Here is a 19,467-nt window from a genome sequence, read left to right on the forward strand (position 1 = left end):
GAAGTAGCCCCCGCCCGAACCTCCGGCAGCGACGATGAAAGAGGTCCTCCACGCGCGCGGCCACGAGAACGTCTCGGCCGCCCACGCCAGCACCTTCGAGGTCACGACCGACGACTACCTCACGCCCGCGGGCGACTGCATCCTCGGCGTCGAGGCCGACCGCGCGCCCGCCGACTTCGATTCGGCGTTCGTCGACGCCTGCCGGGACGTCGGGGCGACCGTCACCGCGACGTTCGAGGCAGACGGCCACCGCGAGACCGTGGTCGGTCGCGGCGACCCCGACCTGACGCTCGAGAGCGACCGGAGCGCGGTCGGCCGGACCAGCGACTACGTCGACGACCGGACCGTGATGGTCGGCGCCGAGTTCGCCGCGGAGGGGTTCGACAGGGACCTCGTCGCGGCGCTGGCCGAGGGCGCGGACCTGACGGTGACGCTCCGGGTGGAACGCCCCTGACCCGTTCCGGGACACTCACTTCTTCGTCGCCTGCAGGAGTTCGCTCCCGGGGTCGCGCCGGAGGCCGGTCCGCGAGACGTCGGCGAACCCCGCGTCCCGGAGCCAGTCTGCGACCGCGTCGGCGTCGTGGACGGTCCGGCCGAGCGTCACCCGGTAGCCGAGCGCGACGAACGCGACCGCGGCGCGCCCGACGTTCATCCGGCCGCCGCCCTCGAACTGGTCGAGGACGACCACCCGACCGCCGGGTGCGAGCGCCTCGCGGGCCGTCTCGAACAGCGCCCGCACGCCCGCCTCGTCGTGGCCGTGCGCGACGTTGAACAGCAGGACGACGTCGTACCCGTCGCCGACGTCGTCGGTGCGGTAGTCGCCCCCGCGCGTCTCGAACCGGTCGGTCAGCCCCCGGTCGCCGGCCTCCGACTCGGCGACGCCGAGGGCGTCGGGATGGTCGAACACGACCGCCGACAGGCCCGGATGGCGCTCGCACAGTTCGGCGGCGTACAGCCCGTGTCCGCCGCCGAGGTCCAGTAGCGACGTCGCGCCCGCCGGCACGCCGATCTCGTCGACGACCGGGTCGGCCAGCAGCGTCGCCGCCGCCCGGAATCCGCGCTGGGCGGTCGGCCACAGGTCGGGGTGGTCGTTCAGCCAGTCGTAGACCGTCTGGGGCGGGGTGCCCTCGCGGACCGCGGTCTCGAGGTGCTCCTCCCAGAACGGGAAGACGACGTCCCGCCAGAAGGCGAACCACGGCGCGATGTTCGCCCGTCCGTCGTCGGTGAGCCAGCGGCGGGTCGTCGGGGTCCGCTCGTAGGTACCGCCGTCTCGCTCGACGTAGCCTAAAGCATCGAGGAAGCCGAGCAGCGACCGCAGTCCGCCCTCGTCGGCGTCGAGGCTCGCGGCGAGTTCCCGCGGCGTCAGCGGTTCGTCGAGTGCCTCGAACAGCCCGAGGTCGTGCGCCAGCGCCACCGCCCGGAAGCCGCCCGCGCCGAAGAGGTCGAGTATCGACGACGGGCCCCGATTGAGCCGGTGGAGCGCGACCCGCTCGACCAGATTCGGTTGTACCGGCATGGCTCGGACCTGACGTGGCCGGCGCAAAACGCTTCCGGACTCGCCGCGCCGAGCACGGCCGACCTGCAGTCGTCCCGGCGGCCGGAGGCGGCGCCTCCGGGCGAACCGGAGCGACCGTTTTAATCCCGCTCCGCCACGAGTGTCCGACATGGCAGACGACCCCGAACCCGCGGAGAACATCAGCGGGGGCGAACCGGCCGCGAGCTCGTTCGCGGAGTTCGCCGCCGGGGAGCCCGAGACCCGCGCGGAGGCCGTGGTGGACCGACTGGGCGAACGCTACTGGCAGAAGACCTACGGCGGCCGGGACGCCTTCGAGTGTCTGGTCCGGACCGTCCTGAGCCAGAACACCAGCGACGTGGCGAGCCAGCCCGCCCACGACGCGCTGATCGAGCGGTACGGCAGTTCAGCCGACGGCGACGGGGCCGCGTCCGAAGGGGACGGGGACCTCGCGGCCGCGCTGGCCGACGCCGACCAGCCAGAACTCGCCGACGCCATCCGGTCGGCGGGGCTCTACAACCAGAAGTCGGCCCGACTGATCGACATCGCCGGACTCGTCCTCGAGGAGTGGGGCTCCGCGGCCGCCTTCGACGACTTCGTCCGCGAGGGCAATCCCGGCGAGGTGCGGGCGGCCCTGCTCGACATGGACGGGGTCGGCCCCAAGACCGCCGACTGCGTGCTGCTGTTCGCCGGCGGGCGGCCGGGCGTCTTCCCCGTCGACACCCACGTCCACCGCATCTACCGTCGGCTCGGCGTCGCACCCGCCGACGCCGACCACGAGGGGGTCCGGGCCGTCCTGGAGCGGGAGGTGCCGGCGGAGAAGTGCGGCTTCGGCCACACCGCGACGATACAGTTCGGCCGGGAGTACTGCACCGCTCGAAAGCCGGCGTGTCTCGACGGTCCCGAAGCGTGTCCCCTCTACGACCTCTGCGACAGGGTCGGCGTCGATCCCGACTCTGGGTCCGTGGTCGACCCCGCCGAAGCAGTCCCGGACACGGAATAGACCCGGGCAGTCGGGGAGGTTACGTCTCGTCCGGCTCGACCGAGACGAACCCGTCACCGCAGACGGTGACCTCGTACCCGTAGTACGTGAACACCACCTTCCCCTCCATCCTGGCGGCGGTCGACGTGGGGGCGAACAGTTCCTCCAGCGCGTCCGGGTCGACCGCCTCGTACAGGGGGTCCAACTCCTCGGGCTCGACCCCCTCGGTCTCGGCGACGGCTTCGATGACCGACTGGCACACGCTTCGGTCCCCCACTGTCGCGGTCTGGACGTTGCTCATTGGGCCGCAATAGTTCGCTCCGCCCCTTGAATTTGTTGGGTAGTGTATATATCACAGGGCCTCTTAAAGGCCGCTGGCAATCATCCAGATCCGTCTTCGCTTGTGAACTGTTCGCCGAAGTGGTTGTAGGGCCGGGTCCGCTCGGACCGCACCATCTCCATCCGCTCGACGTCGATGCCGAGGTCGTTCAGACGCGCGAGGCTCTGCTCTATCCCCTGCTTGTCGTACCCCACCAGCTCTATCGAGACGTTCTCGGTGCTGGTCAGGAGCTCCCGCACGCTCACGACGCCCGAGACCTCCATGATCTCGTCCACGAGGGACTCCTGCTCCTCGAAGGGGACGGTCGCCACGACGAGGAGGTGGTGGCCCAGTCCGGCCCGGTCGTAGTCGACCGTCGGGTAGTACCCGGTGATGACGCCCCGCTCCTCGAGCCTGCTGATGCGGTTGCCGACCGTGCTCGACGAGACGCCGACCTGCTCGCCGATCTCGGCGGTCGTGTGGGTCCGGGCGTTCCGCTGGAGCAGAAAGAGGATGCCCTTGTCCACGCTGTCGAGTTCGTCGAACGCCATACAGTCCGTACCCGGCACACCCAGTAGAAACTTTCCGCGACGATCGCCGGTGCGGGCGGACCGTCACCGGACGTTCGCCCGAGCCGACCGGATTCGGTCGGGGCGGTCGCCGGTTCGACCGAGCGACGACCGCGGCGGAGTCGGCCGCTCCGCGGCGGGGCTGCTCGCGGGAGGTCGGGCTATCGGGCGGTCACCGTGCCTCGTCGGCCGCCGCGAGCGACAGGTACGGTTCGAGCTGGTCGCGTCGGCTCCGTCGCTCGACGGTCCCGCGCTCGGCGTCGTACCGGACGACGCCGGCGTCGCGGAGCTTCGGGAGGTGGACGTGGAACAGGCTCGCGCGGATCCGGTCGCGGCGGCTCGCGGACGCCTCGCCCTCCCGCAGGGCGAGTTCGGCCGCGAGGTCGTCGAGGTCGGTCGCGCCGACGGTCCGGGAGAGGTACCGGAGCGCGCGGCGTCGGCGGGCGTCGGCGAGCAGCCCGAAGATGGCGGTCGGCGAAAGGTCGGTTGCGTCTGTACCCTGGGTGATGGAATCTCGCGTTTCAGTGTTCATACTGAGCTCCATACTCGGCTTACGCGGCACTGCACGACTCGTCTCACGGCGCTACTTCGGCAGAGTACGGTTCACTCCCCTCAGGCACACCTTATAAAATTATTCCTCCCTTTGAATCCCGGTTCCCCGGTCCGCCCGCTCGGCCCCCTCGGCCGCGGCGAGCAGGTGGTCCCGGAGGTGGCGGACGTCCCGGCGCTCCCGGTCGCGCCACGGTCGGAGGAGCAACCGCCGCGCCCGCTTCCGGAGGAACGACGCGAGGTACGCCACCTGCCGGTCGGTGAGCGTCACCGTCCGGGTCGTCCCGCGGGTCTCGGCGCCCGCGGCCACACCCGGCCCGTCCGTCCTCCCGAGTTCGGGCGACGACCCGGCGGACCCACTCGCTTCGCCCCGCTGGCGCTCGATGTCCAGCCGGAGGTCGTGGACGAACGCCCACTCCCGGGACCGGGACCGGAGCGCGTACTGGAGCCGGTTCTCCCGCTCGCGGAGCCAGTTGGCGAGGACGTACCACTCCTCGGCCTCGAGGGTGACCTTCCGCTCCATCGTCTCGTCTCCGCCGGCTCTTCGATGGCGGGACTTTTGGCGTTTCGGGCAGTACGGGGAATAGATGGCCCCAGAGGTAACGATAGCTATCGACCCGCACGTCCACTCCGAAGGGTCCTACGACGGCCACGAGCCGGTCGAGCTCCTGCTGGCCCAGGCCAGCGACATCGGGCTCGACGGCATCGTGGTGACCGACCACGACGCCATCGTCGAGTCGCTCCGGGCGGCCGAGCTCGCGCCGGAGTACGGGCTGGTGGGGATTCCGGGCGTCGAGGTTTCGACCGCGGCCGGCCACCTGCTCGCCATCGGCGTCGAGGAGCGCCCCGACCCCCACCGACCCCTCGACGAGACGGTCGCCGAGGTCCGCGACGCCGGCGGCGCCGCGGTCGTGCCCCACCCGTTCCAGCGGACCCGCCACGGCGTCCGGAAGGGCCACATCACCGACTGCGACGCCATCGAGGTGTACAACGCCTGGATCTTCACGGGCTACCGGAACCGCCGGGCGCGCCAGTTCGCGGCCCGCAACGACTACCCCGGGGTCGCGGCCAGCGACGCCCACTCGGCGAAGTACCTCGGTCGGGCGTACACCGAGCTCACCGTCCAGGGCGTCTCCTCGAAGGCCGAACTCGACCGCGAGCGCATCGTCGAGGCGCTCGCGGAGGGCAACGCCGAGATCCACGGCCGCCGCCAGCCGCTGCCCCGGAGCGCCCGCCACTACGCGCTCGGCGCCGGCCGGAAGGTCGGCCACGGCGTCGCCGCCAGCATGTCGAGCCTGGCCCGGTTCTGAGATCCGCTCCGAAACTGCCCGCCGCTACCGATTCGCTACTCCTCGTCCGTCGATTCCGGCCGGTGTGGGCGCAAGCAATGGGGTTTTTAAGGCGCGAACGTCTGGATTCAGCCACGCGACATGAGTACGCTGGTTGTGTGCGTCGACCGGAACGACGACATCGGGACCAAGACGGGTCTCGAGACCCCGGTCGCGGGGTGGGAGGCCGTCCGGTCGCTCGTGACCGACGTCGGCCTCGCCGACCCCGAGGACTCCAGCGTCAACTGTCTTCTCGAATCCCTGCGCGTGGCCCGCGACCTGCGCGACGGCGACGAGGAGGTGACCGTGGCGGTCATCTCCGGCGCCGCCGAGACGATGGTCGGCCGGGACCGCGCGGTCGCCGAGCAGATGGACGACCTCATCGCCGAGACCGCCCCCGACTCGGCGGTCGTCGTCATCGACAGCGCCCAGGACGAGCGGCTCGTCCCCATCATCGAGAGCCGGGTACAGGTCGACGCGGTCGACCGGGTCGTCGTCCGGCAGGCCCGCGACATCGAGTCGACCTACTACCTGCTCAAGCAGTTCCTCGCCGACGAGGAACTGCGCCAGACCATCCTCGTCCCCATCGGGGTCGCGCTGCTGGCGTTCCCGGTCCTGCTGATGGTGGCGGGGCCGGCGACCGCGGTCGCGGCCATCACCGCCGTCATCGGCCTGTTCGTCCTCTACAAGGGGCTGGGCGTCGACGAGTACGTGGCCGACCTGCCCGCCGACGTCCGGGACGCCCTCTACTCCGGGCGGGTCTCCATCGTCACCTACGTCGTCGCGGCGGGGCTCTCGCTCATCGGCCTGTTCGCCGGCGCGCTCCGCATCTCGGATCCCTCGGCGCCCACCCAGGGCGTCCTCATGCCGGCGATGGCGTTCGCGTTCGCCAGCGTGCCCTGGCTGGCCGCGGCGGCGCTGGCGGCCTCGACCGGCCGGCTGCTCGACGAGGTCATCCGGAACGACCGGGTGCGCAACTCCTACCTCAACCTCCCGTTCGGCGTCATGGCGGTCGGGCTGGTGGTCCGGGGGTTCTCGGCGTACTTCCTCCAGCGCGAGGGGTACGTCGCCCCGATGGTCGTCCCCCAGATGGACCTCGGGAGCCTCTCGGTCGAGCGCATCGTCCTCTTCCCGGGGACCAGGATGGCGCTGTTCGTCGTCGCGGGCGTCGTGGTGAGCCTGCTCGGCGTTCAGCTCTCGTCGTACTTCACCGGCACCGCGCTCGGCGAGGAGTTCGACGAGGAGGAGCTGCCGGAGTAATTCCGGCCTCCTCCTCGCGACGGCCGCCCGATTCGCCGCACCTAAATCCGCCCGCCGCCGACACACCGCCATGACCGAAGATTCGTCGTCGACCGACGACCCCGCCGCGAACGACGGGTCGTGGGTCAGCCTCTTCTCGGGCGGCAAGGACTCCTCGTGGGCGCTGTACCGCGCACTGGAGGCGGGACTCGACGTCTCGCGACTCGTCACGGTCCACCCCGAGGGCGACTCCTACATGTACCACGTGCCGGCGACCCGGCTCGCCTCGCTCGCCGCCGAGAGCGTCGGCGTCCCGCTCGTGGAGGTCGAACCCGACGACTTCGAGGCCGAGGCTGCGGCCGAGTCGGGCGCGCAGGGCGACGCCGAACTCCGCCCGCTCGAAGCCGCGCTCCGGGACCTCGCGGCCGACCTCCCGGGCGGCCTCGCGGGCGTGACCGCGGGCGCGGTCGAGAGCGAGTACCAGACCTCCCGCATCGAGGCGATGGCCGACCGCCTCGACGCCGAGGTGTTCGCGCCGCTCTGGCAGGAGGACCCGCGCGAACTCGCCGACGCGATGCTCGACGCGGGCTTCGAGATCACCGTCATCCGGGTCGCGGCCTACGGCCTCGACGAGTCGTGGCTCGGGCGGCGGCTGGACCGGGAGGCACTCGCGGACCTGGAGGAACTCAACGAGCGCCACGGGGTCCACATCCTGGGCGAGGGCGGGGAGTTCGAGACGCTGGTGACCGACGGGCCCCACATGGAGCGGCCCATCGAACTGGAGTACGAGACCGAGTGGGACGGGACGCGCGGAACCCTCCGGATTACGGACGCTCGGTTGGAGTCGTAGCGCGAGAGTTACTACGCGGGAACGCTCGCCCGGGGACCGCCGAAACGCTTCTACTCGTCGGCGGCCGAACGTCACACGGCGATGGTCCTCGAAGACCGCATCCGGAGGGGCGAGGAACTCGACCCCGTCTCGCCGGAACAGGTGATGCGCTACTGGCTGGGCGAGGAGGTCGACGCGGCCGGCGGCGACCTCGACCCCGACGCGCTGGGAACCGAACCCGCGCTCCGGCAGGAACTGCTCGACCGCAACGATATCGCCGAGCGAATCTTCGGCTCGGAGGTCGCAGACTGGTACCGGGTCGACCTCTCGGCGGCGGAGTTGCGGAACCTCCGGGTGGTCGTCGGCCCCCACGACGAGGACTGGCGGGCGCTCACCGACGACAACCGCATCGAGTCCGTCGCCCGGCGCGTCCACGAGGCCGACGACCTCGAGCGACTGGACGAGGAGGCGCCGAAGGACCTCCTGGAGGTGGTCGAGTTCGCCGACGACCTGGCCGAGGGCGGCGACGTGGGTCGGCTCGTCGTCGTCGAGGAGGGCGAGGACCCGGCCTACGTCGCCGACGGGAACCACCGGGCGGTCGCTCACGTCCTCCACCTGCTCCGCGGCGGCGAGTTCGAGGGGCAGGAGGCGTACCTGGGCGTCAGGGAGTAGTTGCAGACCGCGTTTGTAGAGCGAGTCCCAGCGACTGTACCGCGAGCGAACGAAGTGCGCGAGCGGACCAAGGGAGGACCAACGGGACGACCGCCGTGTCTGCGTGAGCGGAGTGAACGCAGGCTCGTCAGAGCTTCGCTCTGACGGTGTTTTTGGTCGAGCTTTTGCAAGGGAGGCGCGTTCATGCGCCGACCGCTGGAAAAGGCCGTGGTTAGTCGCCGTTCAGAATCTGGGTGTGCGCGCCGATAAGCGCGCCCGCGAGGTCCATGTTCTCGACGTGGGTCTTCTCGTCGATGATGGAGTCGCGGATGTCGCAGTCCACGATGGTCGCGTTCGGGAAGACGATGGAGTTGTTCACGCTGGAGTTGACGACCTCCGCGCCCCGCATGACGTGGACGTTCTCGCCGACCGTGGTGTTCTCGACGGTCGCGGAGTCGGCGATCTGGTTCTCGCCGTCGAGCTTCCAGCCGACCGCCTCGAGGTAGCTCTCGGGCGTGCCGATGTCGAACCACGCCTCGTCGAAGGTGTAGGCGTACACCGAGTCGCGGCCCTGGAGCCACTGGACGAACCAGCCCGGCTCGTCGGGGTTGTTCCCGCTCTCGAGGTACTCGTCGAACAGCGGGATGTTGTCGGCGGTGAACGCGTAGCACGCGATGGAGACCAGCGTGCTCTTGGGGTCGTCGGGCTTCTCCTGGAAGTCGACGACCTCGTCGCCGTCGAGTTCGACCAGCCCGTAGGACCGCGCGCGCTCGCGGGAGCCGACGTCGTAGGCGGCCAGCGTCGGCGACTCCCTGGCCTCGAAGAAGTCGACGAAGTCGCTGACCCCGAAGCTGATGAGGTTGTCGCCGGCGATGACGAGGGTGTCGTCGGCGATGTCCTCGCGGTCGAACAGCTGGGCCAGCGCGCCCACGACGCCGAACTTCTCGTCCTCCTCGGTCGTGTCCTCGACGGTGAGCCGGGGCTTGTCGAACTCGCTGTCCTCGATGTGGGCCTCGAAGTCGTCGGCGAACCGCTCGTTCGTCGAGACGTACACCTCGTCGATGCGGTCGTCGGCCTCCAGCTCGGCGAATATCTGGTCGATGACGGTCGAGTCGCCGACCGGTAGAAACATCTTCGGTCGGTGCTTCGTGATCGGCCAGAGCCGCGTCGCGTACCCACCCGCAAGAACGACGGCTTTCATGCGAACACGGTCGTCCCCACGCGGTAAGTCCTTTTTCATTTCCGCGGTCGGACACGACGCGACGGTCCTCGAAGCCACTCCGTCGCCCGCGTCCGGGCGTTCTCCCGCCTGGTCGCGTCCTCCGGTCTGGCCGTCGAGCGTCGCTGGGCTCCACTCGCCGGCCGACGGCGGACGGCCATCGCGACGACGGACGTTACCGGTCGTCGGACTCGTGGGCCAGCGCGAGTTCGACCCACTCGCCGACGATCGGGCCCCCGCGGTACCGGACCGTCTCGCTCCGCGGGTCGTACTCCAGGACGCCCGCCGACTCGAGTTTCGGCAGGTGGTTGTGGTGGAGGTTCACCGCTATCCGGTCGCGGTCGGCCGGCGTTCCCTCGCCCTCGCGGTCGGCGACGTGCTCGACGAGGTCCGAGAACGACGCGACGCCGTCGTCGGTGTCGTCGAGGTAGTCGAGGACGCGGCGACGATGTCCGTCGGCGAGGACCTCGAAGAGCGAATCGAGGTCCGTCGCCGTCGGTCGTTCGCTCGGAACGGCCGGTCGACCGTCCGTCGCTGTCCCCTCTCCTCCCGTTTCTGCGTGTTCGTTGCTCATGTTGCGGCGCGCCGACCATTGCTTTCTTCCGGACTACAAAGAACGATGGACCTAAACACCTAGGGTCGGTCGCCGTCGCGGTCGAAGAACGCCCCGAGCAGTTCCCGCTGGGCCTTCCGGATGTGCTGGTGGAACGTCGGCGACGAGACGCCGAGCGAGTCGGCGACCTCCTCGGCGGTGCTGTCCCGGGGCCACTCGTAGTAGCCCGCGAAGAACGACGCCCGGAGCGCGGTCCGCTGGGCCTCGGTGAGCCGGTCGTCGAGGTCGCGCCGGAACTCGCGGGCCGTCTGGAGGTCGCGCTCGGTCTCGCGCTTGGCGGCCAGTTCGAGGCCGGGGAACTCGGCCCGGACGCGCTCGACCACGCCCCGCACGTCGACGTCGGCCGGGAGTTCGGCCACGACGCGGGCCTCGCCGGCCTCCGACACCGCCTCGGTCGTGTTGGCGCCGTACTCCGAGAGGGTCAGCACGAGCGACGACCCCGACACCGTGAACTCGAACAGCGTCTCCTCGCCGCCGTCGCTGACCACGCGGGCGTCCTCGACCGTCTCCCACTCCGCCGCGAACGCCAGCACCGCGTCGGGATCCGCGCCGCTGACCGCGTCGTAGAACAGCAGGCTCCCCTCGGGGCCGGCGGTCATGCCGTCGAGTCGGACCCGGCAGTCCAGCTCGTCGGCGAGCGCGACGAAGAACGAGTCGGCGTCGGTCACCCGGAGCTCGACCTCGACGACCGTGTCCGAGAGCGCGAGTCGACGGTGCTTGACCGCGCCGATGGCGAAGCCGATGACCTCGCCCAGCACGTCGAACGCGTCGGCCTCGCGCTCGCTGAACGCCGAGAGCCGGGTCGACCCGACCGTGAGCACGCCGTAGGTCGTGTTGCCGTAGCGGATCGGGACCGCGATGGCCGACCGCGTCCCGCGGTCGACGACCTCCGCCCGGAGCCGTTCGTCGATGGCGTCGGCGTCCGGGATGTCCTGGACGATCTGGTGCTGGCCCGAGTAGTAGGCCCGCAGGAACGGCTCGTCGCTGTCCTCGCGGACGTCGACGTCGGCGATGAGGTCGCGGACCTCGTCGTCGAGTCCCGCGCCGACGACGCCGGTCACCCCGCCGGTCGCGGGCACCGGTTCGGCGACCCACGCGACGTGGTAGAGCTCCGACTCCACGAGCCGGTCGCAGACCGTCCGCTCGATCTCCTCGCGGGTCGGCTCGCCGATGAGCGTCCGGATGACCTCGTGGACCACCTCGTTGATGCGGTCGAGCGTGGCCAGCTCGTCGCGCTGGCTCTCGAGGATTCGCTCGCGGACCCGCCGGGCGGTCACGTCCCGGTAGATCAACACCGTTCCGGCGAGCCTGCCGTCGGCGTCGTAGTAGGGCGAGCACGTCGTCTGGAACACGCGCTCGGAGTCGTCGGTGGGGAGTCGCTCCTCGAACGTCCCCGCGGTCTCGCGGTCGAGCACCCGCAGCTCCCGCTCGCGGAGGCTCCGGGCGCTCTCCTCGTCGAAGAACTCCGCGTCCGTCTTCCCGACCACGTCGGCCGGGTCGCACCCCAGGAAGTCCGCGGCCGCCGCGTTGGCGAACCGGTACCGTCCCTCCAGGTCCTTCACGATGAGCGCGTCGGTGTGGCTCTCGACGATGGCCTCCAGCAGTCGGGCGTACTCGCCCGGATGGTCGTCGGTGTCGCCCATTCCCGGTTCGGTCGAAACCAGTCGCGCCGAGGACATAAAATTACGCCCGCGGGAAAGGGTTATAGTCGCCCGGTGGCGACGGATGGACATGCGCGAGGCCGACGAGACCACCCGCGAGCGCATCGCCGCCCACCTCCGCGAGACGACCGCCTCGCCGAGCGCGCTGGCCACCGAATTCGACGTGACGGCCGGAGCAGCCATCGACCACGTCCGCCACGTCGCCCAGTCGCTGTCCGCCAACGACGAGGAGCTGCTCGTCGCCCCGCCGGAGTGTCGGGACTGCGGCTTCAGCGACTTCGACGACCCGGCGAACCGCCCCTCGCGGTGCCCGGAGTGCAAGAGCGAGTCGGTCGAGGACCCCGAGTTCAGAATCGCGTAGCCGCCGTACCGACTGCGGTTTGCTTCGGCAAATACGGTTCGCTGTCGCGGTTTGCGGTGCTTTGAGTACCAGATAGCTCTACCGCGAGCGAGGGCGGAGCCCGAGCGAGCGGCCCAAGCGACGACCAGAGCGAGCGAAGCGAGCGGCGGGAGGAGCGCAGTGGTTTTGGTCGAGCTTTTACAAGGGCGGCGCGTTCAGGCGCCGCCCGCAGTAAAAGGTCGTCAATCGAAACCCAGCGACCGGTCCGACGAGAGGTCGTACTCCATCGACGAACCCACCTCCACGAACTCGTAGCCGTCGTCCGCGAGGTACACCGCGCCGTCTTCCACGGTCACCTCGACGGATTCGAGCACCGCGCCCTCGCAGGGGCCGTAGGTGCAGGCGCCCGAGTCGTCCTCGAAGAGCGCGCCGTGCTTGCCGCAGACCAGTTCGCCGTCGCGCTTGCTCGCCCCGCTGCCCTTGTCGAGGCGGACGTCGGTCCAGTGCTGGCAGTAGTTCTCGAAGGCTGTCACCTCGCCCGCCGCGGTCCGGGTCAGGACGGCCTCGCGCTCGTCGAAGCCGTCCCGGACCGTGAACAGCAGCGTGGAGTCGGCGGGGACCTCGGAGACGTCGGCGATGCGGCTGTCCTCGTCCATCACCCCGCCAGTAGCGAGTGCGGGGTTTTGAGCCTTCGCATCGCGGTCCCCGGTCTCTGCGGCTCGGCCCCTCACGAGAACGAACTCGGTTCCGGCTCGGGCCCGGATTCACTCTGCGCGCTCGCGGTCGTCGGCGTAGTGCTCGCGCTCGACCCGGGCGTCGAAGGCGTCGGTCAGCGCGTCGGTAATCGGCCCCCGACCGAGCGCGGTTCGCTCGCCGTCCCGCCCCTCGACCGCGGCGAGCGGCCGGACCTCCCACGTCGAGTTGGTCAGGAACGCCTCGTCGGCGTCCCGGAGGTCGGCGGGCGCGTAGGCGGCCTCCGCGGTCGGAATCTCCTCCCGCTCGGCCAGGTCGAGCACGACCCGGCGCGTGATGCCCGGCAGCACCGGCCCGTCGAGGCTCGGCGTGTGTAGCGTCCCGTCTCGGACGAAGAACAGGTTGCTCGTCGCGCCCTCCGCGAGGTTGCCGTCCGCGTCGAGCATGAGGGCCTCGTCGGGCGCGTCCCGCTCGTCGGTCGTCCCGTCGGGGGACTCGCCGTCTCCGTCGCCGAGTTCGAGCCGGGCGAGAATCCCGTTCAGGTAATTGTGGGTCTTCGCGTGCGCTGGAAGCGCGGCGTCGGGGACCCGGCGGGTCTCGACCACCGCGGCGGTCGCCGGCCCGTCCCACACCGGTTCGCCGCCGCGGTCGGCCGACCCGCCCCGCGGGAGCTCCGCGACGTAGACGACGACCGTGGGGTCCTCGACCGGCCCGGGCGCGAGCTTGCCGGGCTGGGCGCCCCGCGAGACCGAGAGCTTGACGTAGGCGTCCTCGAACTCGTTCGCGTCCAGCGTCTCCCGGATGCGCTCCCGGAGGTCGACGTCCGACAGGCCGTGGTCGAGCCCGAGCGCCTCGCAGGTCCGGTCGAGTCGCTCGGCGTGGGCCGCCCACTCGAAGGGACGACCGCCGTAGGCCCGGAGCGTCTCGAAGGCGGCGTCGCCGTACATGAACCCGCGGTCGCGGACGCTGACGGTCGCCTCCTCGGCGGGGACGAGGTCGCCGTCGACGTGGTAGTACATGCGTCGGGGTAGGCGGGCCGGGGGCTTGTGTTGGTGGGGTCGGCCGCAGCTCGCAATACTCGCGGTAGTCGAGAGGTTCCGAAAGAAACGACGGCGGTCGTCTCGCGGGGGTCGCGGGCGGCGCCGGCGAAGGCCAGCCGACGCGAGCCCGGACTCCGCGGTCGATACGCCCGGGTCGCGGGGCCGAGTTACCGCGCCTGCGCCCGGTCGATCCAGCCCTGGATGCGCTTGTCCGAGAGGCCGGTCTCCTCGGCGAGCTGCTCGGCGTCGGCCTTCGCGAGCTCGGTCACGTCGGCGACGCCCGCGTCGCGGAGCCGCTCGGCGTAGGCCGGGCCGATGCCCTTGACGTCCTCGAGCGGCTCGCCCTCGCCGACCGGTTCCCCGTCGGCCGCGTCGGGCTCCTCGCCCTCGGTGTCCTCGGGCGTCGGCTCGGGCTCGTCGCCCGCCGACTGGTCGGGCTCGGCCGCGTCGGTCGAGGGTCCGACCGCCTCCGAGGGTTCGGCGGCCTCGTCGACCTCGGTCTCGGCGCCCTGGCCCTCGGGCGCCGTCGTCACGGCGTCGGTGTCGACGCTGGCCTCGGCGTCCTCGGATTCGTCCTCGTCCGTCCCTTCGGGCTCTTCGGTCGCGTCGACCTCGTCAGCCGGTTCGGACTCGTCGGTCGCACCGCTCTCGTCAACGTCGGTGGTCGCTTCGGATTCGGCGTCGACTTCTGGCTCGCCTTCCGTCTCGGCCGGTTCCGCGTCGGTCGCCTCGGCCTCCTCGATTCCGGCCACTCCGTCTTCCTCCTGAGTGGCCTCGGCGTCCGACTCCGCACCGGTGGACTCCTCGGCGTCGGCGTCGACGCCCTTGACGGCGCTCTCGGCTTCCGCGTCCGGTTCGACCGACTCGTCGGGCTCGCGCTCGATGGTGACGCCGGACTCGCTCCGACGCATCCGCGAGCGGTCGTCCTCGAGTCCAAGCAACGACTTCAGCTTCGTGAGCAGTCCCATTTGCTCGACAGTAGACGGCGGCGGTACTTAAAGCCGTGCCCGAAGCGCCGCGTTCATCGCGTCCACGGGGGCCGCCCGACCTGTCCAGATCTCGAACGCTTCGACGCCCTGGTACAGCAGCATCCACGCCCCGTCCACGGTCGTCGCCCCGACCTCGCGGGCCTCGCGCAGCAGGCGCGTGTCGAGCGGTCGATACACCGCGTCGAGCACCGCGAGGTCGGCGTGGAGCGCATCGACCGGCACCGGCGAGCGGTCCTCCTCCATCCCGACGCTGGTGGCGTTGACCAGCACGTCGGCTTCCGGGACCTTCGCTTCCAGCGAGTCGAGGCCGCCCGCGGCGACTCCCGCCGCCCCGGCCGGCGTCTCGCGGTCGACGTCGGCGGCGAGCCGCTCGGCGCGTTCGACGGTCCGGTTGGCCACGTGGACGTCGGCGCCCGCGTCGACCAGCGCGAATGCGGTCGCCCGGGCCGCCCCGCCGGCGCCCACCACCACGGCGTCCCGGTCGGCCAGCGTCACGTCGTGGTGGGCGAACGCCCGGCGCACGCCCGCGGCGTCGGTGTTGTGGCCGGTCGGCGGCGTCTCGTCGTCGGCGTCCGAGAAGTCGAGGGTGTTGACCGCGCCGATGCGGGCCGCGAGGTCGTCCGGTTCGACCAGCGCGAGGGCGTCCTGCTTGAAGGGAATCGTGACGTTGAGCCCCGCGATGCCGAGCGCACGGGCCCCCTCGACGGCGGCCCCGAGATCGTCGGGGTCGGGTTCGAAGGTGACGTACCGGGCGTCCGTCCCGAGCGCGTCGTACGCGGCCTCGTGCATCGGCGGCGAGAGCGAGTGGCCCACGGGGTTCCCGAGGAGTCCGAACACGTCCATGGTGGCCGGATGGCGGGCGGCCGGGTTAACTACTGGGGTCGGTGCGATCTGGCGGCGAGAGCCGTGCAACCGGTTCTCACAATCAATAACTATCCAAGTTTTTATGCCGGTACTCCGGGAGGAAGCCCAGTAGAGACGCATGACACTACTCCAGACACTGGGCGGGGCGCTCGTCTCGGTCGACGCGCTCTACCTCGTCGGCGGCATCCTGCTGCTGTACCTGGGCGCGGAGCTTCTGGTCTCCAGCGCGTCGTCGCTGGCCATCGGCTACGGCGTCGCGCCCGCGACGGTCGGGGTCACCATCGTCGCGTTCTCGACGACCGCTCCGGAACTGTTCGTGAGCGTCATCGGGGGCATCGGCATCTCCGACGACATCGGCCTGGGCAACATCATCGGGTCGAACATCGCGAACATCGGCCTCGTGCTCGGCGCCTCGGCGCTGGTCCAGCCGCTGGCGGTCGACTCGAAGCTGCTGTGGCGCCACGGCCCGTTCATGCTGGCGGCGGCCGTGCTGCTGGTGGTCCTCGGGAGCGATGGGACGCTGGGCCCACTCGACGGCGGGGCTATGCTCGTGCTCCTGGCGGTGTTCACCGGCTACATGCTGTACAGCTCGCGGAACGCCGACGGGGACGTCATCCCCGAGGAGATGCAGGTCGAGGACGACTCCGGGTCGGCGAGCCTCCGCGAGATAGGGCTGCTCGTCGGCGCGGGCGTCTGCCTGCTCGGCGGGTCGGTCGGCCTCGTGCAGGGCGGGACCGCCATTCTGCGGTCGTTCGGCTTCGGCGACCTCTTCATCGGCGTCACCATCATCGCGTTCGGCACCTCGCTGCCCGAACTGGCGACGTCGCTCGTGAGCTCGATCCGCGACGAGGCCGCGTTCAGCGTCGGGAACGTCGTCGGGTCGAACATCTACAACGTCCTGGCGGTCATCGGTCTGCTCGCGCTGGTCAATCCCCTGTCGGTGCGGCCCACCGTCCAGACGTTCCACTTCCCGATGGTGATCGGCTTCACGGTCGGCGCGATGGCGCTGATGGCCTACGGACGAAACCTCTCGCGGTGGAGCGGGATGGCGCTCGTCGGCAGCTACGCCGGCTTCGTCTACCTGCTGCTGCCCTGACCGGGACGGAATCGCGACGGCCTCTGCGCCCCCAGAACGCAAGACCTACTTTTCGCGCTGGGTTACTTCGGGCCAGAATGTTAGGTCGGTTACGCCATCCGCTGTCCGCAGTCGGCGCGACGACGGCGCTCACGCTCCCTTGGGTCTACGTCTGGGCGACCGGCGCCACCGCCCCGCTGGGCGACCTCCAGACGGTCGCGGTGACCGGCGTCGCGGTCCTCGGGGCCTCGTTCATGCTCGCGTGGGCCGCCGAGACCGCCGAGGAGGACGTGCCCAGGGCGTTCGCGCTCGCGGTCCTCGCGGTCCTCGCGGTCGCCCCCGAGTACGCTGTCGACGCCCTCTACGCGTGGACCGCCGGCGCGAACGCCGGCACCGAGGCCGGCACGGAGGCCGCCAACCTCGCCGTGGCGAACATGACCGGCGCGAACCGCATCCTCATCGGTCTGGGCTGGTCGGCCATCGCGCTGTTCACGGTCTACCGGACGGGTAACTCCGCCGACCCCGCGGTCCGGACGGAGTCGGGCTTCCTGGCGAGCAACGTCGAACTCGACCGCGACATCGCCACCGAGATCACCTTCCTGCTCGCCGCCACGGCGTACGCCTTCTTCGTCCCGCTGGGTAACGGCATCGGCATCACCGACACCGTCGTGCTGGTCGGTCTCTACTTCACCTACATCGCCATCATCATCCGGGGCGAGGTCGAGGAGACCGACGAGCAGGTCGGCGTGCCGGCGTACTTCCAGTCGCTCTCGAAGGGACCGCGGATCGCCTCGGTCCTGCTCATGTTCGGCTACTCGGGGGTGATGATCTACACGGCGGTCCACCCGTTCGCCCACGGCCTCGAGCACCTCGGCACAAGCCTCGGCATCCCGCCGTTCTTCATGATCCAGTGGATCGCGCCGCTGGCCTCCGAGTCGCCCGAGCTCATCGTGGTCGCCTACCTCGTCAACAAGGCGCGGTCGACCGCCGGATTCAACGCGCTCATCTCCTCGAAGCTCAACCAGTGGACCCTGCTCATCGGCACGCTGGCGGTCGTCTACTCCATCGCCGCGAGCCAGATCGGCACCCTGCCGTTCGACGAGAAGCAGACCGCCGAGATCTGGATCACGGCCGCCCAGAGCTTCTTCGCCATCGGCATCCTGACGAACTTCGAGATCAGCGTCCGCGAGGCGGTCACGCTCCTCGTCCTGTTCGTGAGCCAGATCGCCATCGAGTTCTACTTCATCCGGACGCTGCCCGAGGCCCAGGCCAACGACCTGAGCATCCTCGTCCTCCACGGCTACACCGTCCTCTACCTCGTCCTCGGCGCTGCGCTGTTCTACCTGCGGCGGGGCGAACTCCGGTACCTGTTCGGCAAGACAGTGACCACCGCCCGCGAGGCCATCAACGGGCAGCCGAGCCGCCCGGAGCACGCCGACTGACTCGCGGACTTCCCTCCGCTCCGACGCCGACCCGGTTCCGACGCGGACTCGCCGCTGGCCGGGACTCGCTTCCGACGCGCTTTTCGCGCTCCCGGGTCCTACTGACGCCCGTGATCGCCATCGTCGTCAGCAGGGCCGACTCGGCGTCCGAACGCATCGGCGAGCACCTGCTCGACCTCGCCGACTGGGAGACTCGCGAGGACGACGCCCGACCCGACGGGGCGGGCGGCGGCCGGTACTACCGCCGCGAGGGGTTCGAGCTCCGGGAGTTCGACGACCTCCACCTCGAACTCGAGGACGCGGCCGCGGCCTTCGGCGGGACGGACGGCACCGATTCGGGCGCTCCAGACTCGAACGCCGACTCACGCGACCCGGACCTGCTCGTGTTCGTCTCCCGGCACTCGGGCAACACCGGCCCGCTGCTGACGGCCCACTTCACCGGCAACTTCGGCCCGGCCGAGTTCGGCGGGGTCGACGGCGGCCTCGCGGCGGCCTGCCCGAACGCCCACGCTCGCCTGCTTTCGGCGTTCGACGAGCACGCGCCAGACGACTACGAGGTCGGCGCGGAGTGCACCCACCACGGCCCCTCGTCGGTGGGCGTCCCCTCGATGTTCGTGGAACTCGGCAGCGACGAGCCCCAGTGGTCGGACCCCGCCGGCGCGCGGGCCGTGGCGGCGGCCGTGCTCGATCTGGCGGGCGTCGACCCCCACCGCGACCGCCAGGTCGTCGGCTTCGGCGGCGGCCACTACGTCCCCCGGTTCGAGCGCGTCGAGCGCGAGACCGACTGGGCGGTCGGCCACGTCGGCGCCGACTGGGCGCTCGACGCGATGGGGTCCCCCGAGAACAACCGCGATGTGGTCCGGGCCGCCTTCGAGGCGAGCCGGGCCGAGCGCGCGGTGGTGGAGGGCGACCGGCCCGACCTGGCGTCGGTCGTCGCCGACCTGGGCTACGAGGTCGTGAGCGAGACCTGGCTCCGGGAGACCACCGGCGTCCCACTCGCCCTGGTCGAGTCGCTCGAGGACGACCTCTCGACGGTCGACGAGGGGCTGCGGTTCGGCGACCGCGCTCGCGACGGTGCGGCGCAGACCGGTGCCGATGGCTCCGGGAGCGACTACGAGGTGGTCGACCTCCCCGCGGACCTGCTCGCGGAGGCCCAGGGGATCGACGCCGACGCCGCGCGCGAGGCGGTCGCGAGCGCGGCGCTCGCGTTCGAGACCGAGCAGAGCGGGACCCGGGCCGCGGGCCGGGCGGCGGTCGGGGAACCGGCCGACCGCGAGGCGCTGGTCGACGGGCTGGTCGCGGTGCTCCGGGAGAAGTACGACTCGGTCGCGCGCGAGGACGGCGCGGTCGTCGCGCGCGAGACCGGCTTCGACCCGGAGAAGGCCCGGAAACTCGGCGTTCCGGAGGGACCGGCGTTCGGAAAACTGTCGGCAGGCGAGCCGGTCGACGTAGACGGCGAGGAGATCGACCCCGAGGCGGTCCGCACCGAACGCACGCGCAGGTTCTCGGTCTGATTCCGGGCGAACCCCGGGATATGTCACCGAGCGTCAGA

22 protein-coding genes are annotated in these 19,467 nt (G+C 70.8%); 10 read left to right on the forward strand and 12 right to left on the reverse strand.

Annotated features, from left to right (window positions below):
* Nucleotides 1–34 precede the first annotated feature (34 nt).
* The gene (locus DVR07_RS01615; protein ID WP_115795036.1) at nt 35–454 is read left to right on the forward strand and encodes a DUF371 domain-containing protein; all 420 of its coding nucleotides are present in this window, start codon (nt 35–37) and stop codon (nt 452–454) included.
* A gap of 15 nt (nt 455–469) precedes the next feature.
* Here DVR07_RS01615 and DVR07_RS01620 read toward each other — a convergent pair whose 3' ends face one another.
* Entirely contained in the window at nt 470–1,516 is a 1,047-nt protein-coding gene (locus DVR07_RS01620; protein ID WP_115795037.1) for a class I SAM-dependent methyltransferase, read from the reverse strand.
* Nucleotides 1,517–1,664: 148 nt separating this feature from the next.
* Here DVR07_RS01620 and DVR07_RS01625 point away from each other — a divergent pair, with 148 nt between their 5' ends.
* Complete coding sequence (locus DVR07_RS01625; RefSeq protein WP_115795038.1) at nt 1,665–2,516, forward strand: endonuclease III domain-containing protein; 852 nt, start codon at nt 1,665–1,667, stop codon at nt 2,514–2,516.
* A 19-nt stretch (nt 2,517–2,535) separates the two neighbouring features.
* Here the strand turns inward: DVR07_RS01625 and DVR07_RS01630 are convergent, their stop codons facing one another.
* The 4 genes from DVR07_RS01630 to DVR07_RS01645 all read right to left on the reverse strand — a co-directional run bounded on the left by DVR07_RS01630 (nt 2,536) and on the right by DVR07_RS01645 (nt 4,455).
* Nucleotides 2,536–2,796, reverse strand: coding sequence for a HalOD1 output domain-containing protein (locus DVR07_RS01630; RefSeq protein WP_115795039.1), 261 nt, complete (start codon nt 2,794–2,796; stop codon nt 2,536–2,538).
* Between the two features lie 80 nt (nt 2,797–2,876).
* Nucleotides 2,877–3,365, reverse strand: a complete 489-nt coding sequence (locus DVR07_RS01635) for an Lrp/AsnC family transcriptional regulator (protein WP_115795040.1) — start codon at nt 3,363–3,365, stop codon at nt 2,877–2,879.
* A gap of 190 nt (nt 3,366–3,555) precedes the next feature.
* On the reverse strand, nt 3,556–3,915 hold the full coding sequence (locus DVR07_RS01640) for a DUF7344 domain-containing protein (protein WP_115796273.1): 360 nt from the start codon (nt 3,913–3,915) through the stop codon (nt 3,556–3,558).
* A gap of 99 nt (nt 3,916–4,014) precedes the next feature.
* Nucleotides 4,015–4,455, reverse strand: coding sequence for a hypothetical protein (locus DVR07_RS01645; protein ID WP_115795041.1), 441 nt, complete (start codon nt 4,453–4,455; stop codon nt 4,015–4,017).
* 64 nt (nt 4,456–4,519) lie between these two features.
* Here DVR07_RS01645 and DVR07_RS01650 point away from each other — a divergent pair, with 64 nt between their 5' ends.
* From DVR07_RS01650 to DVR07_RS01665, 4 genes are all read left to right on the forward strand, one after another.
* Nucleotides 4,520–5,242 carry a CehA/McbA family metallohydrolase gene (locus tag DVR07_RS01650; protein WP_115795042.1) on the forward strand — a complete coding sequence of 241 codons (723 nt, stop codon included), beginning with the start codon at nt 4,520–4,522 and terminating at the stop codon, nt 5,240–5,242.
* 120 nt (nt 5,243–5,362) lie between these two features.
* Nucleotides 5,363–6,520: a DUF373 family protein gene (locus DVR07_RS01655; RefSeq protein WP_115795043.1), complete on the forward strand. Its 1,158-nt coding sequence runs from the start codon at nt 5,363–5,365 to the stop codon at nt 6,518–6,520.
* Between the two features lie 70 nt (nt 6,521–6,590).
* Nucleotides 6,591–7,349 (forward strand): diphthine--ammonia ligase, encoded by a 759-nt coding sequence (locus DVR07_RS01660; RefSeq protein ID WP_115795044.1) that lies wholly within the window; start codon nt 6,591–6,593, stop codon nt 7,347–7,349.
* 81 nt (nt 7,350–7,430) lie between these two features.
* On the forward strand, nt 7,431–8,000 hold the full coding sequence (locus DVR07_RS01665; protein ID WP_115795045.1) for a hypothetical protein: 570 nt from the start codon (nt 7,431–7,433) through the stop codon (nt 7,998–8,000).
* A 211-nt stretch (nt 8,001–8,211) separates the two neighbouring features.
* Here the strand turns inward: DVR07_RS01665 and DVR07_RS01670 are convergent, their stop codons facing one another.
* From DVR07_RS01670 to DVR07_RS01680, 3 genes are all read right to left on the reverse strand, one after another.
* Nucleotides 8,212–9,180: a sugar phosphate nucleotidyltransferase gene (locus tag DVR07_RS01670; protein WP_115795046.1), complete on the reverse strand. Its 969-nt coding sequence runs from the start codon at nt 9,178–9,180 to the stop codon at nt 8,212–8,214.
* A gap of 193 nt (nt 9,181–9,373) precedes the next feature.
* Entirely contained in the window at nt 9,374–9,772 is a 399-nt protein-coding gene (locus DVR07_RS01675; protein WP_205254470.1) for a DUF7344 domain-containing protein, read from the reverse strand.
* Nucleotides 9,773–9,831: 59 nt separating this feature from the next.
* Nucleotides 9,832–11,490, reverse strand: a complete 1,659-nt coding sequence (locus DVR07_RS01680; protein WP_162829399.1) for a bacterio-opsin activator domain-containing protein — start codon at nt 11,488–11,490, stop codon at nt 9,832–9,834.
* Nucleotides 11,491–11,542: 52 nt separating this feature from the next.
* Here DVR07_RS01680 and DVR07_RS01685 point away from each other — a divergent pair, with 52 nt between their 5' ends.
* Nucleotides 11,543–11,833, forward strand: a complete 291-nt coding sequence (locus tag DVR07_RS01685) for a transcriptional regulator (RefSeq protein WP_115796274.1) — start codon at nt 11,543–11,545, stop codon at nt 11,831–11,833.
* A gap of 221 nt (nt 11,834–12,054) precedes the next feature.
* On the opposite strand, the gene DVR07_RS01690 is transcribed toward DVR07_RS01685, so the two are convergent.
* The 4 genes from DVR07_RS01690 to DVR07_RS01705 form a co-directional block, all read right to left on the reverse strand.
* A complete protein-coding gene (locus DVR07_RS01690; RefSeq protein WP_115795048.1) occupies nt 12,055–12,468 on the reverse strand; it encodes a Rieske (2Fe-2S) protein in 414 nt (137 codons plus the stop codon).
* 108 nt (nt 12,469–12,576) lie between these two features.
* A complete protein-coding gene (locus DVR07_RS01695; RefSeq protein ID WP_115795049.1) occupies nt 12,577–13,524 on the reverse strand; it encodes an aminotransferase class IV in 948 nt (315 codons plus the stop codon).
* 188 nt (nt 13,525–13,712) lie between these two features.
* A complete protein-coding gene (locus DVR07_RS01700) occupies nt 13,713–14,513 on the reverse strand; it encodes a helix-hairpin-helix domain-containing protein (protein ID WP_115795050.1) in 801 nt (266 codons plus the stop codon).
* Between the two features lie 27 nt (nt 14,514–14,540).
* The gene (locus DVR07_RS01705; RefSeq protein ID WP_115795051.1) at nt 14,541–15,377 is read right to left on the reverse strand and encodes a shikimate dehydrogenase; all 837 of its coding nucleotides are present in this window, start codon (nt 15,375–15,377) and stop codon (nt 14,541–14,543) included.
* Between the two features lie 139 nt (nt 15,378–15,516).
* On the opposite strand from DVR07_RS01705, the gene DVR07_RS01710 reads away from it, so the two are divergent.
* From DVR07_RS01710 to DVR07_RS01720, 3 genes are all read left to right on the forward strand, one after another.
* Nucleotides 15,517–16,494 carry a calcium/sodium antiporter gene (locus DVR07_RS01710; RefSeq protein WP_115795052.1) on the forward strand — a complete coding sequence of 326 codons (978 nt, stop codon included), beginning with the start codon at nt 15,517–15,519 and terminating at the stop codon, nt 16,492–16,494.
* 77 nt (nt 16,495–16,571) lie between these two features.
* Entirely contained in the window at nt 16,572–17,915 is a 1,344-nt protein-coding gene (locus tag DVR07_RS01715) for a sodium:calcium antiporter (RefSeq protein ID WP_115795053.1), read from the forward strand.
* A 110-nt stretch (nt 17,916–18,025) separates the two neighbouring features.
* Nucleotides 18,026–19,429 (forward strand): D-aminoacyl-tRNA deacylase, encoded by a 1,404-nt coding sequence (locus DVR07_RS01720; RefSeq protein ID WP_115795054.1) that lies wholly within the window; start codon nt 18,026–18,028, stop codon nt 19,427–19,429.
* Nucleotides 19,430–19,467 lie beyond the last annotated feature (38 nt).

This window comes from Halorussus rarus, from assembly GCF_003369835.1.
Taxonomy (GTDB): Archaea; Halobacteriota; Halobacteria; order Halobacteriales; family Haladaptataceae; genus Halorussus; species Halorussus rarus.

Coding starts and splice junctions, on each gene's coding strand:
- DVR07_RS01615 (WP_115795036.1), top strand. CDS start 35: ATGAAAGAGGTCCTCCACGCGCGCGGCCACGAGAACGTCTCGGCCGCC.
- DVR07_RS01620 (WP_115795037.1), bottom strand. CDS start 1,516: ATGCCGGTACAACCGAATCTGGTCGAGCGGGTCGCGCTCCACCGGCTC.
- DVR07_RS01625 (WP_115795038.1), top strand. CDS start 1,665: ATGGCAGACGACCCCGAACCCGCGGAGAACATCAGCGGGGGCGAACCG.
- DVR07_RS01630 (WP_115795039.1), bottom strand. CDS start 2,796: ATGAGCAACGTCCAGACCGCGACAGTGGGGGACCGAAGCGTGTGCCAG.
- DVR07_RS01635 (WP_115795040.1), bottom strand. CDS start 3,365: ATGGCGTTCGACGAACTCGACAGCGTGGACAAGGGCATCCTCTTTCTG.
- DVR07_RS01640 (WP_115796273.1), bottom strand. CDS start 3,915: ATGAACACTGAAACGCGAGATTCCATCACCCAGGGTACAGACGCAACC.
- DVR07_RS01645 (WP_115795041.1), bottom strand. CDS start 4,455: ATGGAGCGGAAGGTCACCCTCGAGGCCGAGGAGTGGTACGTCCTCGCC.
- DVR07_RS01650 (WP_115795042.1), top strand. CDS start 4,520: ATGGCCCCAGAGGTAACGATAGCTATCGACCCGCACGTCCACTCCGAA.
- DVR07_RS01655 (WP_115795043.1), top strand. CDS start 5,363: ATGAGTACGCTGGTTGTGTGCGTCGACCGGAACGACGACATCGGGACC.
- DVR07_RS01660 (WP_115795044.1), top strand. CDS start 6,591: ATGACCGAAGATTCGTCGTCGACCGACGACCCCGCCGCGAACGACGGG.
- DVR07_RS01665 (WP_115795045.1), top strand. CDS start 7,431: ATGGTCCTCGAAGACCGCATCCGGAGGGGCGAGGAACTCGACCCCGTC.
- DVR07_RS01670 (WP_115795046.1), bottom strand. CDS start 9,180: ATGAAAGCCGTCGTTCTTGCGGGTGGGTACGCGACGCGGCTCTGGCCG.
- DVR07_RS01675 (WP_205254470.1), bottom strand. CDS start 9,772: ATGAGCAACGAACACGCAGAAACGGGAGGAGAGGGGACAGCGACGGAC.
- DVR07_RS01680 (WP_162829399.1), bottom strand. CDS start 11,490: ATGTCCTCGGCGCGACTGGTTTCGACCGAACCGGGAATGGGCGACACC.
- DVR07_RS01685 (WP_115796274.1), top strand. CDS start 11,543: ATGCGCGAGGCCGACGAGACCACCCGCGAGCGCATCGCCGCCCACCTC.
- DVR07_RS01690 (WP_115795048.1), bottom strand. CDS start 12,468: ATGGACGAGGACAGCCGCATCGCCGACGTCTCCGAGGTCCCCGCCGAC.
- DVR07_RS01695 (WP_115795049.1), bottom strand. CDS start 13,524: ATGTACTACCACGTCGACGGCGACCTCGTCCCCGCCGAGGAGGCGACC.
- DVR07_RS01700 (WP_115795050.1), bottom strand. CDS start 14,513: ATGGGACTGCTCACGAAGCTGAAGTCGTTGCTTGGACTCGAGGACGAC.
- DVR07_RS01705 (WP_115795051.1), bottom strand. CDS start 15,377: ATGGACGTGTTCGGACTCCTCGGGAACCCCGTGGGCCACTCGCTCTCG.
- DVR07_RS01710 (WP_115795052.1), top strand. CDS start 15,517: ATGACACTACTCCAGACACTGGGCGGGGCGCTCGTCTCGGTCGACGCG.
- DVR07_RS01715 (WP_115795053.1), top strand. CDS start 16,572: ATGTTAGGTCGGTTACGCCATCCGCTGTCCGCAGTCGGCGCGACGACG.